At 64.6% G+C, this 14,140-nt stretch carries 13 protein-coding genes; 5 read left to right on the top strand and 8 right to left on the bottom strand.

The window, feature by feature from the left end:
* The first annotated feature begins 25 nt into the window (after positions 1-25).
* Together ACPXCG_RS15590 and ACPXCG_RS15585 are read left to right on the top strand one after the other, a co-directional pair.
* On the top strand, positions 26-1,006 hold the full coding sequence (locus ACPXCG_RS15590; protein ID WP_425792899.1) for an alpha/beta hydrolase fold domain-containing protein: 981 nt from the start codon (positions 26-28) through the stop codon (positions 1,004-1,006).
* The gene (locus tag ACPXCG_RS15585) at positions 1,003-2,076 is read left to right on the top strand and encodes a quercetin 2,3-dioxygenase (protein ID WP_425792898.1); all 1,074 of its coding nucleotides are present in this window, start codon (positions 1,003-1,005) and stop codon (positions 2,074-2,076) included. The genes ACPXCG_RS15590 and ACPXCG_RS15585 overlap by 4 nt, the downstream gene beginning before the upstream one ends.
* A gap of 302 nt (positions 2,077-2,378) precedes the next feature.
* On the opposite strand, the gene ACPXCG_RS15580 is transcribed toward ACPXCG_RS15585, so the two are convergent.
* The 5 genes from ACPXCG_RS15580 to ACPXCG_RS15560 are packed head-to-tail and all read right to left on the bottom strand — an operon-like array spanning position 2,379 to position 8,130.
* Positions 2,379-4,055, bottom strand: coding sequence for a class I adenylate-forming enzyme family protein (locus tag ACPXCG_RS15580; RefSeq protein ID WP_425792897.1), 1,677 nt, complete (start codon positions 4,053-4,055; stop codon positions 2,379-2,381).
* Positions 4,056-4,113: 58 nt separating this feature from the next.
* Positions 4,114-5,460 carry an MFS transporter gene (locus ACPXCG_RS15575; protein ID WP_425792896.1) on the bottom strand — a complete coding sequence of 449 codons (1,347 nt, stop codon included), beginning with the start codon at positions 5,458-5,460 and terminating at the stop codon, positions 4,114-4,116.
* Complete coding sequence (locus tag ACPXCG_RS15570; protein WP_425792895.1) at positions 5,457-5,996, bottom strand: 3-isopropylmalate dehydratase; 540 nt, start codon at positions 5,994-5,996, stop codon at positions 5,457-5,459. Before ACPXCG_RS15570 ends, ACPXCG_RS15575 begins: the two co-directional genes overlap by 4 nt.
* Entirely contained in the window at positions 5,993-7,249 is a 1,257-nt protein-coding gene (locus ACPXCG_RS15565) for a 3-isopropylmalate dehydratase large subunit (RefSeq protein ID WP_425792894.1), read from the bottom strand. Before ACPXCG_RS15565 ends, ACPXCG_RS15570 begins: the two co-directional genes overlap by 4 nt.
* Positions 7,250-7,254: 5 nt before the next feature.
* Entirely contained in the window at positions 7,255-8,130 is an 876-nt protein-coding gene (locus ACPXCG_RS15560) for an isocitrate lyase/PEP mutase family protein (protein WP_425793457.1), read from the bottom strand.
* Between the two features lie 144 nt (positions 8,131-8,274).
* On the opposite strand from ACPXCG_RS15560, the gene ACPXCG_RS15555 reads away from it, so the two are divergent.
* Both ACPXCG_RS15555 and ACPXCG_RS15550 read left to right on the top strand, forming a co-directional pair.
* Positions 8,275-9,072, top strand: coding sequence for an IclR family transcriptional regulator (locus ACPXCG_RS15555; RefSeq protein WP_425792893.1), 798 nt, complete (start codon positions 8,275-8,277; stop codon positions 9,070-9,072).
* 544 nt (positions 9,073-9,616) lie between these two features.
* Entirely contained in the window at positions 9,617-10,243 is a 627-nt protein-coding gene (locus ACPXCG_RS15550; RefSeq protein ID WP_425792892.1) for a transglycosylase SLT domain-containing protein, read from the top strand.
* A gap of 106 nt (positions 10,244-10,349) precedes the next feature.
* Here ACPXCG_RS15550 and ACPXCG_RS15545 read toward each other — a convergent pair whose 3' ends face one another.
* From ACPXCG_RS15545 to ACPXCG_RS15535, 3 genes are all read right to left on the bottom strand, one after another.
* Positions 10,350-11,135: an SDR family NAD(P)-dependent oxidoreductase gene (locus tag ACPXCG_RS15545; RefSeq protein ID WP_425792891.1), complete on the bottom strand. Its 786-nt coding sequence runs from the start codon at positions 11,133-11,135 to the stop codon at positions 10,350-10,352.
* Positions 11,132-11,863 carry an SDR family NAD(P)-dependent oxidoreductase gene (locus ACPXCG_RS15540; RefSeq protein ID WP_425792890.1) on the bottom strand — a complete coding sequence of 244 codons (732 nt, stop codon included), beginning with the start codon at positions 11,861-11,863 and terminating at the stop codon, positions 11,132-11,134. The genes ACPXCG_RS15545 and ACPXCG_RS15540 overlap by 4 nt, the downstream gene beginning before the upstream one ends.
* Positions 11,864-11,967: 104 nt before the next feature.
* Entirely contained in the window at positions 11,968-12,903 is a 936-nt protein-coding gene (locus ACPXCG_RS15535; protein ID WP_425792889.1) for a LysR family transcriptional regulator, read from the bottom strand.
* Between ACPXCG_RS15535 and ACPXCG_RS15530 the strand changes: the two genes are divergently transcribed.
* Positions 12,902-14,113: an FAD-dependent oxidoreductase gene (locus ACPXCG_RS15530; protein ID WP_425792888.1), complete on the top strand. Its 1,212-nt coding sequence runs from the start codon at positions 12,902-12,904 to the stop codon at positions 14,111-14,113. The two genes, ACPXCG_RS15535 and ACPXCG_RS15530, sit on opposite strands and share 2 nt — an antisense overlap.
* Positions 14,114-14,140: the final 27 nt, after the last annotated feature.

Raw genomic sequence — 14,140 nt, 5'->3', positions numbered from 1 at the left:
GGGCTCTGCTCACAGACTGGACGGCGTGAGTCCCACGATTGAGTCCCCCCACCATCGCGACGTGATCTACGCACGGCGTGCCTCCGGCGAGTTACACCTCGATCTGGTCAGACCGGCGCAGTCCATACCCGCGCCGGTCATCGTGTTCGTCCATGGCGGCGGTTGGTTCACCGGCGACCGGACGCTGTGCCCGGATCTGAGCGGCCACTTCTGTGCGCGCGGGTTCGCCATGGCGAGTATCGACTACCGGTTGTCCGGCGATGAGTTGTTCCCGGCCCAGCTCCATGATGTGCGTGCTGCCATTCGTCATCTCCGCATGAATGCCGGGGAACTCGGACTCGACCCCGCCCGTATCGGTGTCTGGGGCGCATCGGCCGGCGGGCACCTCGCCACACTGGCCGGCCTGCTCTCCGCGGTCTCGGAGCTACCCGGGGAGGACGCTGCCGACGGGGATGCAGCTGTGCAGGCCGTCGCCGAATCGTACGGGCCGTCGACTCTGGTCGATGGTGATGTCGCGCCGGGTGTGCCGTTGCCGGGAGTCACGTCGGCGGCCGAGACGCCCGAGGGCCGACTGATCGGTGGTGACCCGGCTGACCTTCCTGTCGCCGCGCGGGACGCCAGCCCGCTCTACTTCGTCACCTCCGACGCCCCGCCGTTCCAGATCTCCCATGGCACGGGCGACGTGCTGGTCGACCACCAGCACAGCCTCCTCCTGTACGAGGCGCTCGCCGAGGCGGGAGTCGAGGTCGACCTGTACCTGGTCGATGACTACCAGCATGGATTCCTCAATCCCCCCAACAGATCTGACGTCCCATCCCCGCCGGTGATGGACAATGGGCGGCTCGATTCCGAAGGACCTGCGCCGGCCCGCCACCTGTCGGCGCGAGGGCCGGAACGCACCGAAGAGCGCACCCACTTCGGGTTCGACGACATCGGTGATTTCTTCACTCGACACCTCGCCATCAGCACCGACCAGACCACCATCAACTCAGGAGACAACAGATGACCTCCCCGGCAGACCTCAGCGCCATCCACCAGCTCGCCCCCGTCATCGATGCCCTGCCCGGAGAGGCCGTTCCCTACCGTCTCGCCGGTGGGGAGGGGCTGCGGTACGAGGTCGACAATCAGCTGTGGACGGTCATCGCCCGCGCTGCCGACACTGGCGGATTATTCGATGCCGCTTTCATTCTCGGCCCGCGCGGTGCGGGAGCCGGATTCCACAGCCTGCCCGATCATCAGCGCTCCTATTACGTGTTCGACGGGTGCGTCCAGTTCTGGCTGCCGGGCGAGAGCCGCATCCTCACCCCGGGAGACTCCGTTCACGTCCCACCCGGCACCCCCGTCGCCTACCGGATGCTCGGCCACATGACCAAACTCCTGTTCTGGTCCGCACCCGGCGGAGCGCTTGATGCACTGGCGAACTCGGGAGGCGAGGTGGCGTCCCGGGTGTATTCGGCTGATGGAACGGCCGGTGTGCGTCAATCGCCGGAGCAACTGTTCGCACCGTCTGCCGCGTTGCTGCACGATCTGCCTCTCGTCTCTGCGAGTGACGCGTGGGACGAGGTCCTGCCCGACGGCGTCGACGGCTACTTCCTGCGCGCGCACACCGGGGATCGTCGTGCGTGGCCCGACTCCATCAATGCCTACGGTGCCCGCGGCCGCACCACCGGCGGCCGATACTTCTCGGTACTGACGCTGGGTGGCAAACTCCCGTACATACCGCAGCACTTCCACCGGCAGCACACCGAGAACTTCTTTGTCATGTCCGGCCGAGTCTGGTTGTACGCCAACGGTGTCGAGACATTGCTGACCGCCGGGGACTATCTACATGCGCCTGCCGGGACCATCCACAGCTTCGCCTTCGATGCGCACAACACCAAGATGCTCGGCATGCTCACCTCGGATGTCTTCGAGAAGTTCTTCGACGTGACCGGTGAGAACACCGACGACGTGGTGCACACCGAGGGACTGATCAACCCCGGCGACATGATGGCAAAACTCGGCGCCGCGGCCGCCGATCTCGACCTCGAATTCGTCGGTCCGCCACCGGAACGGACCCGCGCGACAGATCTGTGAACACCATCGGTCCCGGCGATCAGGGGTGTCGTCGAGGGCCGTCAACGCACGCCGCGCCGGGGTGCGTACCCAGGGTACCGGGCCCCCGATGAGCAGGTGCAGTGGCGACGCCGCCGACAGGAGAGCCGTCGAGTACGAAGGGCAGTGCCTGGTCACCCCAGACCCAGACCCGGACCCAGAACAGGCCGCGGCCGGCCCAGACACGCAGCCAATAACGCTGATCGGTCGGGATCCCCTTGTCGATCAGACCTGCCCGAAACATGTCCGTGTCGAAGCAGATCGCACCTACCCGGTCGTCGACGTCAGGTCGGGGTGGACTCCGTGTCGCGCAGCGCCCGCCGTCGAATCTTTCCGGACTGCGTCTTCGGCAGCTCCGCGATGATCTGCACAGCTCGGGGTCTTTTGTAAGGCGCAAGTCGATCTCGTGCGAAAGTCACGAGCTCGTCGCCGTCGGCGGTCTGTCCGTCCTTGAGGGAGACGTACGCGGCGACGGATTCGCCCTGATACTCGTCAGGGATCCCGACCACGGCCGCCTCGAGTACCGCGGGATGCTCGTAGAGGACGTCCTCCACCTCGCGCGGCCACACCTTGTAACCCGACACGTTGATCTGGTCCTTGATCCGATCGACAAGGTAGATCCAGCCCTGCGCATCAGAGATCGCGCTGTCTCCGGTGTGGAGCCGACCTGCAGGCATGGTTGCCTCCGATGCGTCCGCGTTGCGCCAGTATCCGCGAATCACCTGTGGTCCGATGAGGACGAGTTCGCCCTGTCCGCCGGGCGGCAGCGGACGGCCGTCGGTGTCGACGATCTGGACTTCGACGCCAGGGAGCGGGACACCGATCGACAGCGTTCCACTGGTCTCATCGACGGGAGCGCTGGTTCCGGGAGGTACCGCGATGACTCCCGACGATGTCTCCGTCATCCCGTATGCGTTGTGGATGTATGGCCCGAAACGTTCGTGGAACCTGGTGACCGTGCTGGGCGGAACGGGAGCACCCCCGCTGAAAAGTGCCTTGATGGTGGCGAAATGCGCTGCGGTGGCGTGCTCGGAGTTCATCATGGCAATGAATGCGGTGATGGAGCCGATGGTGTAGGTCACCGAGTGTTCGCGGAATGCGTCGAGCGCGGTGTCGACCTGGAAGCGCCCGGTGAACACCAGCGCGGTCTGCTCGGATAATGCCAGCGAACCGATGATGACCGCTCCGGTGATGTGGAACAGCGGTGCGAGTGCGAATACGACGTCGCCGGGTCTGATACCGGCGATTCCGGCAAAACTCGTCGTCACCGCGAGCACATTGGCGTGCGAGTTCATCGCACCCTTCGGTGGTCCGGTCGTGCCGGACGTGTAGGCGAGGAACGCCAGATCGTCGCCGCTCACTGCGACCCTCGGTGGGCGGCTTCCGATCCGCTCTCCGATCAACGTCATCAAATCATTGTCGGAGCGTGCGGTATCGGCCATCCCCGGCCGGAAAACCCGTGGATCGTTGCGTGATTGAACATCCGACTCGGCCGTACCCAACACCCACCGAACCGGTGTCCCGGCGGCGCTCTCGCGCACACCGTCGACGTCGCGGTCGGTGGTGATGATCCCGACGGGCTCGGCGTCGGCGAGCAGGGTGGTGAGCTCGCGGCCCCGGTACATGGGATTGAGCAACAATGCGACCCCACCCAGTTTCCAGAGCGCGATCAGAATGAGCGCGTACTGGGGGATGTTCTGCAGGTGGATACCTACCCGGTCGCCGTGGCCCACTCCGCGTTCGGACAACACGGCGGCCAGCGCATCGGCGAGCGCGTCGGTCTCTCGGACACTGAGGACCGCATCGAAATACACCAGAGCCGCCGCGTCGGGTTCCTCGCCCACGCGCCACTCCCACGCCTCGGTGAGAGTGGCGAAACGCGGCTCGAGACCGGGAGACAGTTCCTTCGGGTAGAGAGCGAACCACGGTGGCTCATGGTCCGGTGTCATGTCACTGCTCATCTTCTTCTCCAGGTTGCCCGGCAGGTGTACCGGTGCCTCAGACTTCGGTCGTCCGGGGTCACGTCGGGAGTGCGGTCTTGCCGGTTTCGCGGATCGTCAGAACGGTCAGGAGTCCGATGATGCACACGCCGATCACCCAGTAGGCCGGGGACATACCGCTTCCGGTGGATTCGACCAGCTGAGCAGCCACATAGGGCGCGGTCCCGCCTGCGGCGATGGTTCCGATGTTGAATCCCAATGACACGCCGGTGTATCGGACCGTGCGCGGAAACAGTTCGGTGAACATCGGAAACGCCGGTACCTGGACGACACCGTTGAGGACCATGTACACGAAGTACACCAACCCGACGACGACGACGCTCGCCGTGGCGCCCAAGATCATGAACGCCGGCGCCGCTATCACGAGATAGGCGATATAGCCCCCTGCCAGAACGGGTTTGCGCCCGAACCTGTCCGTCAACATCCCACTGAGAGGGAACGTGGCGCATGCCAAGGCAATGCTGATCGCGGATGTCCAGTAGACAGCATCCTTCGAGAAGCCGAGATCGTTGATGAGATAGACACTGAAGTACGTCAATCCGATGTAGCCCGAGCCGTTCATCGCGATCGCCACGCCCACGACTTGGAGAACGGAGACCGGATTCTTCCTGAGGACATCGAGAAGCGGACTCTTGGTGACTTCCTCCTTGTCGGCCATCTCCTCGAATTCGGGGGTGTCCTCCAGCTTCAATCGCACACGGAGGCAGATCAGTGCGAGGGGCAGCGCGAGCAGGAACGGGATGCGCCAACCCCATGCGTCCATCTGCTCGTCGGTCGTGAGGAAGGCGACGATGCCGACGACCGACGCGGCGACGGCAAAACCCAGAGTCGACCCGATCGGTGTGAACGAACCGAAGAATCCGCGGCGGTTCGGCGGCGCCGATTCGGCGATGTATGTGGCCGCGCCGCCGACCTCGCCACCCGCTGAGAAGCCTTGTGCGAGTCGTACGATCACCAGCAGTATCGGTGCGATCACGCCGACGGAGGAGTGCGTGGGCAGTACGCCGAGGATGCCGCACGCGACGCCCATGCAGACAACAGTGATGACCAAGGCGGACCGGCGTCCGCGCCGGTCCCCGAGCCGTCCGAAGAAGATGCCGCCGAGTGGGCGTGCGACGTAGGCGACACCGAAGACGGCGAGGGTGGCCAGGATCGATGCACCGGAAGATTCCGAGGGGAAGAACAGCGGCGCGATGGTGACGGCGAGGAATCCGTACACCGCGAAGTCGTAGTACTCGATGAGTGTGCCGACGCCGCCGGCAATGGCAGCACGCCGGGCCATCGTCTTCGATCTCTGTGGCGACATCCCACCGGCAGGCTCGCCGGCACCCCCGTGGGTGCGAATGGGTTGCTCTACGTTGGTCATTGCATCTGTCCTTGATGTTCGCGGGAGTGTTCGGCGAGTAGGAGCTCATACGAGCCGCCGGCCTCGATGACCTGGACGGTTCGGGCATTCGGCGGCGTGCCGACCACTTCGGCGCCGTCAGACGTACGCAATGTGGCGGCGCGCCAATCCAGCGTCACCGCATCGTCGATCGCCACGGCGGTCGATACGCCGGGGATCGTGATGAGCGGCATCCCGTTGAATGTCTCACCGCGCCAGAAGCCGGGTGAGAACGATTCCGCGACGATGGCTGCGATGCCGGCATTGCGGAGCGCCACCATCGGCGGGTAGTGAGGATGCCCATATCCGAAGTTGCGACCGCCGATGATGATGTCGCCCTGCCGAACTCGATCGACAAACCCGGGGTCATAGGCCTTCATACACACCGACCGGAGATGATCGGGGTCGTACGACTTGATGTTGGAGACCCCGACCACGAGGTCGATGTCGAAGTCGTCGCCGAAGATCCAGGCGACCTTTCCCTCGATGATGTCCGGGGGCGGTGGATAGGCGCTCATTGCACGGACTCCTGTATCGAGCCACGCAGCGCGCTCGCTGCGACGGTGAACGGTGAGCCCATGTAGATGTTGGCGTCCGAGCTCCCCATACGGCCGGAAATGTTCAGCACGCCGGTCGAGATGCAGTTCTCTCCGGGTTGCAGGGGCTTCTGATAGCCGAAGCAGAAGTCGCAGCTGGAAACCGCGATGTTCGCGCCCGAGGCGCGGAGCACATCGAGGATCCCTTCTTCTTCGGCTTGCTCGTAGACCCGCTGAGATGTCGGAACAACGTTCAGCTCCACCCCGGGTGCCACGGTTCGTCCATCGAGAACCATTGCAGCCGCGCGCAAGTCCTCGATTCGACCACTTGCGCACGAGCCGATGAAGGCCTTCGTGATCGGCGTGCCCGCGAGTTCCTTCGCCGTCTTGGTGTTCGCGACGCGGGCCGAACCCGGTTCGACGACGCGAGGTGTCAGGGTGGCGAGATCGATCGTGTGTCGTGCCGCGTAGAAGGCGTCGGCGTCGGGATAGACGGGGTCGAAATCACGTCGCGCGACGTCTTTCGCATATGCCAAAGAGGTTTCGTCGGGTTCGAAGATCGCCGACACCGCCCCGGTGAACATCGCCATGCCGCACAGCCCCTGCCGGTGGTCGATCTTCATCGACTTCGCTCCCGGCCCACCGAATTCCATCACCTGATGGGCGCACCCGTCGGCGCCGACCAATTCGATGATCGAGTGAACGAGGTCGCGGCTGTCCACGCCGGGCGGGAACTCGCCGATCAGATCGAATCGCGTCGTCGCCGGAATGTCGACGAACAACTGCCCGGTGACCCAGGCCTCGATGAGATCACGGCGAATTCCCCATCCGAGGGCGCCGAACGCTCCGACCCCGCTGATGTGACCGTCGAAGTGCACCAAGAAATCACCCGGAATCGCCAGTCCGAGTTCGGCTGTCAGCTGGTGGCCGATGCCGCGTCCCTCGTGTAGCTCGATGCCGTAGAACTCGCACCAGTCGCGGGTGACCTGATGAACCTCGGCCTCTTTGTCGTTCTTCTTCGTCAACATGTGGTCGATGAACACGATGTAGCGATCCGGATCGGCCAGTTCCGTGATGCCGAAATCATCGCGCATCTGCCGGAACATGACGTCGGTGTAGCCGGGGAAGTCGTAGGCGATCATCCGCGCGGGGCGCACCGCGTGGTTGTCGCCGGCGCGGACCGACTCCCTTCCGGTGGTACGTCCGAGGATCTTCTCGGTCATCGTCTGGCCCATGGCGATCACCGGCTCGCTTCGCTGGGAAGGTACTTGCGCTGCATGGCTTCCACCTCGGGAAAACCGATCAGTTCGACGAACTCATGGTGCGCGAGAGCGTCCTTGCTCACCTCGGCGGGTGGTTCGCCCGAGGCGAGTCGCCGGAGTGCTTCTCGCGCCGCACCGGTGGCCGCCATGAGCACCTGGGTCGGGAGCAGGGCCAGGCGGACACCGATCCGGTCGAGGACCTCGGGCGTGAAGTCGCGTTCGGTCCAGGTCGATGCGGTGAGCGTGGCCATGAGCGGCACGCCCACCTCGTTGTGGCAGCGCTCCCACTCGTCGATGGTCTCGAACGTCTTGGTGACCGGCATGATCATGTCCGCTCCCGCGTCCACATACGCTTGTGCACGCCGAATGGCATCGTCGCCGCGGGCGTCCGTACGGGCGATGAGTAGTACGTGATCCGGGATCGAGTCGCGGACCGCTCGGATCTTGCCGGTCGCTTCGGTGACGCTGATGAGATCGACGGGGTCGCCGACACAGATCGGGCATGACTTGGGGGAGACCTGGTCCTCCATGAACATTCCCTGTACTCCCGCATCGACGAACTTTCCGGCGGTCCGCGCCGCATTGACCGCGTTGCCGTACCCGGTGTCGATGTCCGCGACCAGGGGTAACTGTGACGCTTCCCCGATGGTCCGGACGGCCTGCAGGTTCTCGGACATCGTATAGAGCTCGGCGTCGGGGAGGCCCAACGCCGCGGAGATGGCAAATCCAGATGCACAGAGGGCGCTGAATCCTGCCTGGTCGGCGAGACGGGCGGTCAGCCCGTCCCACACTCCGGGTGCATAGACGATGCCGCGCGAGGTGAGGTCCTTGAGAGTTGGAGTGTCCAACGTGATCGTCTCCGTTTCGTAATGCGGAATGCGTTTCGCATCTCGATATGGACGGTAAGGTGGCATGGGTCACATGTCAACCCATTCGGTTCCGACTCTGTTCGTATGATGTCGACACCGATCTGCGTCCAACGGAAGTGAGCACCGTCAGTGGCCTCGCCAATCGAGCCCGAATCGCACGCCGGCAGGGAAGTCGTAGGAGCTGTTCTGAAGGCCTGCGCGCTGCTCGAGCACTTTGGTGCCGACCGCCCGGTGTGGACGCTGAACGAACTGACCGCGGCCAGTGGCATGAACAAGACCACGGTCCATCGCCTGATGGCGACATTGATCCACGCCGGCTGGGTTGCTCGGACCGGCGAGGGTGCGTATCGGGTTGCGATGCCGGTGTTCGAGGTCGGGTCGGCAGCATTGATCAAGCTGGACATCCGTTCGGCGGCAAGGCCATTGATGGTCCAGTTGGCCGAAGCCTTCGGAGACACCGCGTATTTGATGGTCCCTGCGGATCAGGGAGCTGTGTGCATCGACCGGCTCGAGGGCAACAATCCGCTCATCGTCGCCGGGATCAACATCGGATCGGTGATGCCCTACCACGCCGCCGCCGGGCCGATCGTCATGCTCGCCAACTCGGAGGAGATTCGCGCGCAATGGATTCGCAATGGTTTGCAGGCATTCACGGACCGGACTCTCACCGACGTCGATCGCCTCACCGCGCATCTCGACGGCGTGCGGGACGCCGGGTACTCGGTCAGCGATTCTGACTATCTGGCCGGAGTGGCTGCCGTGGCTGCGCCCATCTTCGGCCGTGCCGGAGCGATGGTGGCGTCGATCAGCATCGGTGGCCGAGTCGAGTCGTTCAGGGGGGCGGCGCTCGACGAAAAAGTGGACGGCGTGCTCGATGCCGCTGCACGGGTCACCAGAGTTATGCAAGCGCTGCCGCAGCAGAGCTGACGGCGGCCATCGGCGAGTGCATGGACGCCGGCTATTGGTAACGAATTCGCCTCGAATCGGCGTTTTCTCTTGACAAGATTTGTGAGACGGCTCACGCGCCTCTGAATCGATGAAAGACCAGCGCACATAGGGTTTTGGCACAGGGTGTCACGGGCCGGTGGTGCGCATGAGGCGTCTTCTCGGTGTCCGTATTTGGGTTTTTCTCAGGTTTGTATATCAATCTGTGATCTGCCACGACAACAGACGTTGAGTCTGTGCAGCACGAGAAAGTCGAGTAGCTATGCGGATCAAGCCCGCATGCGCAACCCGCGGCCTCGCGTCGGCTATCGGGGCCAAGACCGCCACCGTGGCCGTCTGAGCGAAGCTCGGGCCAGACCCTGAATCCGGATGGGTCGGTGCGTCATGCGTCCGGGACGGCATCGTCCCGCAGTCAGAACAAGTCCATTCACAGCGGCATCCACGTTGCCGGTGCGCTCTCGCGCGTCGGAGGTTGTCCGCTGTCGGCCGACAGACCGGCCGCACAACGCATCAGGAATCCAATCTCATGTTCGTCATCTCCACATCGTTGAAGCATGCCCGCAGCATGTCCCGTAAGCGCTTCGCTCACGCGGTCGGCGCTGCCACCCTCGCGGTCACCGCGGTGGTCACCGTCGGCTCGATCAGCAACGCCGAGCCCGCTCAGGCAGAGAAGCAGCACCATGCCGCCGCAGCCGCGTCGGACAAGCGCATCGAAGCGGTGGCCGACACCAGCACGGCGACCAAGCCCAAGCCAGCGCCGACGCCTGCTCCGGCACCTGTGGTGGCACCCAAGCCGGCGCCTGCCCCTGCCCCGGCGCCCGCGCCTGTGTACGCGAACAACCTCGACGGCTGGGTCCGCCAGTCCCTCGACATCCTGGCCAAGAACAACATTCCGGCCAGCTATGACGGGATCATGCGGAATATCATGCGCGAGTCGACCGGCAATCCGCAGGCCATCAACCTGTACGACTCGAATGCCGCCGCAGGCATCCCGTCCAAGGGGCTGCTGCAGATGATCGATCCGACCTTCGCCACCTACCACGTGCAGGGCACCAAGTTCGACGTGTGGGACCCGGTCTCGAACATCGTCGCCGCCTGCAACTACGCAGCGCAGACCTACGGATCAATGGACAACGTCAACTCGGCGTACTGACCCGCGCCGCGCGACAGTCCTCGACTGACTGGCCGCACCTTCTGTTCCTCTCGGAACATGGGGTGCGGCCAGAGTCGTTTCGGAAGGTGTCCGTCAACGGCCGGGATCAGTGTGGGAGCACCGCCGACCGGCCGCCGTCGATCATGAGATTCGTTCCGGTGACATATCCGGATTCGTCTGACGCGAGGAAGACCGCATAGTTGACGACGTCGGCAGGGGTGCCGATCCGTCCGAGCGGGATGGCCGAAGCTATCTGGTGCATCGGGTGGCGATCGTCGAGAAGCGTTGCCTCCGATTGAGCTGTGCGGATCATTCCCGGGCTGATGCAATTGGCACGGATGCCGACCGGCGCACCCTCGGCCGCGATCTGTTTCGTCATCGCGACCACGGCGCCCTTCGACGCGGTGTGTGCCAGACGGGTGTTGGTGACCGATCCTGTGACCCCGGCCGTCGAGCCGACGAGAATGATCGAGCCGGATCTACTGGCGGACAGATACTTCCACGCGTGCTTGACCGGCAGGAACACCAGATCCACCTCGTGCGACATCACGAGATGCCACTCCTCGATGGTGATCTGCTCGATCGGGGCGAAGGTGGCGAATCCGGCGTTCGCATAAAGGATATCGATGCGCCCGGTCATCTCGCCGATACCGGTGATCCAGCGGGAGACCGCGTCCTCATCGGTCAGATCGACCGGGTGCGTACCGACCATCGTCCCGCCCGCGGCGGTCACCAGGTCGACGGTCGCGGCGCCGCGCACGCTGTCGATGTCGCATCCATACACGGTCGCGCCCTCGGCCGCGAATCGCTGTGCGGCCTCGCGGCCTTGCCCGCTTGCGGTTCCGGTGATCACCGCGACCTTGCCGCCCAGACGTCCGCGCGACGCTGTCATCGCGCGGAACGCAGGAGGGCATCGGAGATCGACTTGACGCCGCCGTGCGACGTCGCGCCGCCGTCCACCGTGATCTCGGCACCGGTGGTGTACGTGGCGGCATCCCCCAGGAGATACTCGACGGTTCCCGCGACCTCGTCGGGGGTACCCGCCCGGCCGAGATCGGTCTCGGCGATCGACGATGTACGGAACTCGGTCGGTGCGGATGCGGTCATCGAGGTGTCGATGAAGCCGGGATGCACGATGTTCACGCGAATTCCCTTCTCGCCGAGGGCAAGTGCTGAAGTATGCGTGAGTCCCCGCAGCGCCCACTTGCTCGTCGTGTACGCGACCGGATAATGAGCGGTGAGGGCGGCGATCGAGCCGATGTTGACGATGGAGGAGCCCGGCGGCATCAGCGGCGACAGCGCCTGGATCGCCAGCATGGGACCGATCACGTTCACCGAGTACGCGGCGCTCATGTCGTCGACCGTCACGGCGTCCAAGCGTGCACGGCGAGTGATGCCCGCGCAGTTGACCAGTCCATGGACCCCATCGGTCCCGAGCTCGTCGGACAGGGTGGCCCAGAGGTTCGGATCGGTGACGTCGAAGGCACGCACACCATCGCTCCGGGCAGAGTCGAGTCCGACGACTCGCGCACCCGCGGCGGCGATCCGCCGGCCGATCGCCGCGCCGATGCCGCCACCGGCACCCGTCACCACGATGGTCCGGCCTGTCAGATCTGTCATCGAGTCCTCCTGATCGGCACTCAGGATCGCTGCAATCGCCGACGTCGGGGAAGAAGTGATCGCTGATAACCGGTATCGAGACGGTCTATGGGCGGTGCGACGTGTCAGCGCCCCGCTACTTCTTCGACCACACCCCGCAACCACGCATGGGCCGGATCCGCAGTGTGAATCGGATGCCACCACAGCGCTTCCTTCAGCGGAGCGATATCGCCGGGGCACGGCACCACCCGCACGCCGTCGATCGGTCGAAGGCGTTCGGCAAGCGACTTCTGCAGAAGGGCGACTCGTCGGGTGCCGGTGACCAGAAACGGCACGGCCAGAAAGGATTCGACGACGACGTCGATCCTCGGTTCGACGCCGAGGATCTGGAGTTGACGCAAGGCCGGAGTGAATGCGGTCGGGCCGTGAAAGGTCACCACCCACGGCGATCGCCTCAGGTCGTCGAGGGTCAGCTGGTCCCCGATCTCGGCATTGTCCGCCGAACAGACGCAGACCCAGTCGTCGGTCGGGAAATCGATCGCGGGCATGCCGGTGATGAATCCGTGTGGCATCACGATGCCGTCGACGGCGCGGAGCGTGTCGTCGGCGTGATCGACCGCGTAGGGCGTGTTCTGCTCGAGACGTAACTGCACGCCTGGTGCTCGTTCGTGCAAGAGGCGGGCGAGCGGTTCGCCCACCCGCAGCGCACCGTAGTCGGTCACCACCAGCGTGAACGTGCGGTCGGCGGTTTCGGGATCGAAGGTCGGGGCGGCGTCGAACACGCGCTGCACGGATTGGATCGCACTGACGGCAAGCGGTCTCAGATGAGCTGCCAGCGGCGTGAGCTCGTAGCGATTTCCGGATCGCCTCAGCAGCGGATCGTCGAAGTGCCTGCGCAGTCGCCCCAGGGCGGCACTCGCGCTCGGCTGGCTCACGCCCAGACGTTGCGCGGCTCGTGAGACGTTGCGCTCGTCGAGCAGTGCGTCCAGTGCGACCAGCAGGTTCAGGTCCAGATTACGCAGTTGCCGCGTCGTCCCTGCGTGCACACCACTATCACTCATGGCTATATATCTTATCGGCAACTTGGTGTTCCCAAATAGTGACCGGCGCCTCAATGTGGTTGGCACCACACCAACAGGAGTTGCAGCGATGTCACCACTGAACGTTCTCGTCATCGGCGCCGGAGTCGCCGGGACCGCGACCGCGATCCTGCTCGCCGAGCGCGGGATCGACGTCGACCTCGTCGACGTCAAACCCGATGTGTCGGCGCTGGGGTCGGGGATCACGCTGCAGGGCAATGCCTTGCGCGTCTTGCGTGACCTGGGTGTCTGGGACGAGGCCAGGTCACACGGCTACTGCTTTGACACGCTGGGCTTCCGGGCGCCCGACGGAACCCTGCTCGCGGAACTGCCCGATGCTCGCACCGGAGGTGAGGACCTGCCGGCGACCATGGGTATGTACCGGCCGACACTCGCGCGAATTCTGCTCGAGCGTGCCGCGTCCCTCGGAGTGAAGGCGCGGTTCGGGGTCTGCGTCCACGCACTCGATCAGGACGACACCGGCGTGACCGCAACATTCGACGACCAGACGAACGGCCGTTACGGCCTCGTGGTCGGTGCCGATGGTCTCCGGTCCTGGACAAGAGCCCACATCGGGATCGACGTCGAACCCCAGAGCACTGGGATGGGCATCTGGCGGGTCTTCGCGCCGCGGCCGGAATCGGTGACTCGTACCGACCTGACCTACGGGGGCACCTGCTACATCGCCGGATACTGCCCGACGGGTCAGGACACCTTGTACGCCTACCTGGTCGAAGATGCGCAGGACCGCAGTGCGCTGACACCGGACGAGGCCCTCGAGACCATGCGGACGTTGGCCGCCGACTATCACGGACCCTGGGACGACATCCGCGCCGGAATGACCGATACCTCCCGCATCAACTACACCCGCTTCGAATCCCATGTGGTGGACGGCCCGTGGCATCGGGGTCGGGTTGTGCTGATCGGCGATGCCGCGCACAGCTGTCCGCCCACCTTGGCTCAAGGTGCGGCACAGGCATTGGAGGATGCCGCGGTGCTGGCCGACGTGGTCGGGAAGCACCACGACCTCGACGATGTCATGTGGCAGGAGTTCACCGACCGCCGGCTCGAGCGCGCCAAGACCGTCGTCGATTCGTCGGTCCAGCTCGGGCGCTGGATGCTCGACCACGAACAGGGCGACGTCCCTGGCCTCATGCACCGGATCGGCGCGATGCTCACCATCCCCGCCTGATTCACTTCTGCTACTGATGATCTGGAG

The organism is Gordonia sp. DT218 (assembly GCF_049847105.1).
In the GTDB taxonomy this organism is placed as follows: Bacteria; Actinomycetota; Actinomycetes; order Mycobacteriales; family Mycobacteriaceae; genus Gordonia.
Note: the sequence above shows the minus strand (reverse complement) of the source record. Positions and strands in the feature narration are given on the sequence as shown.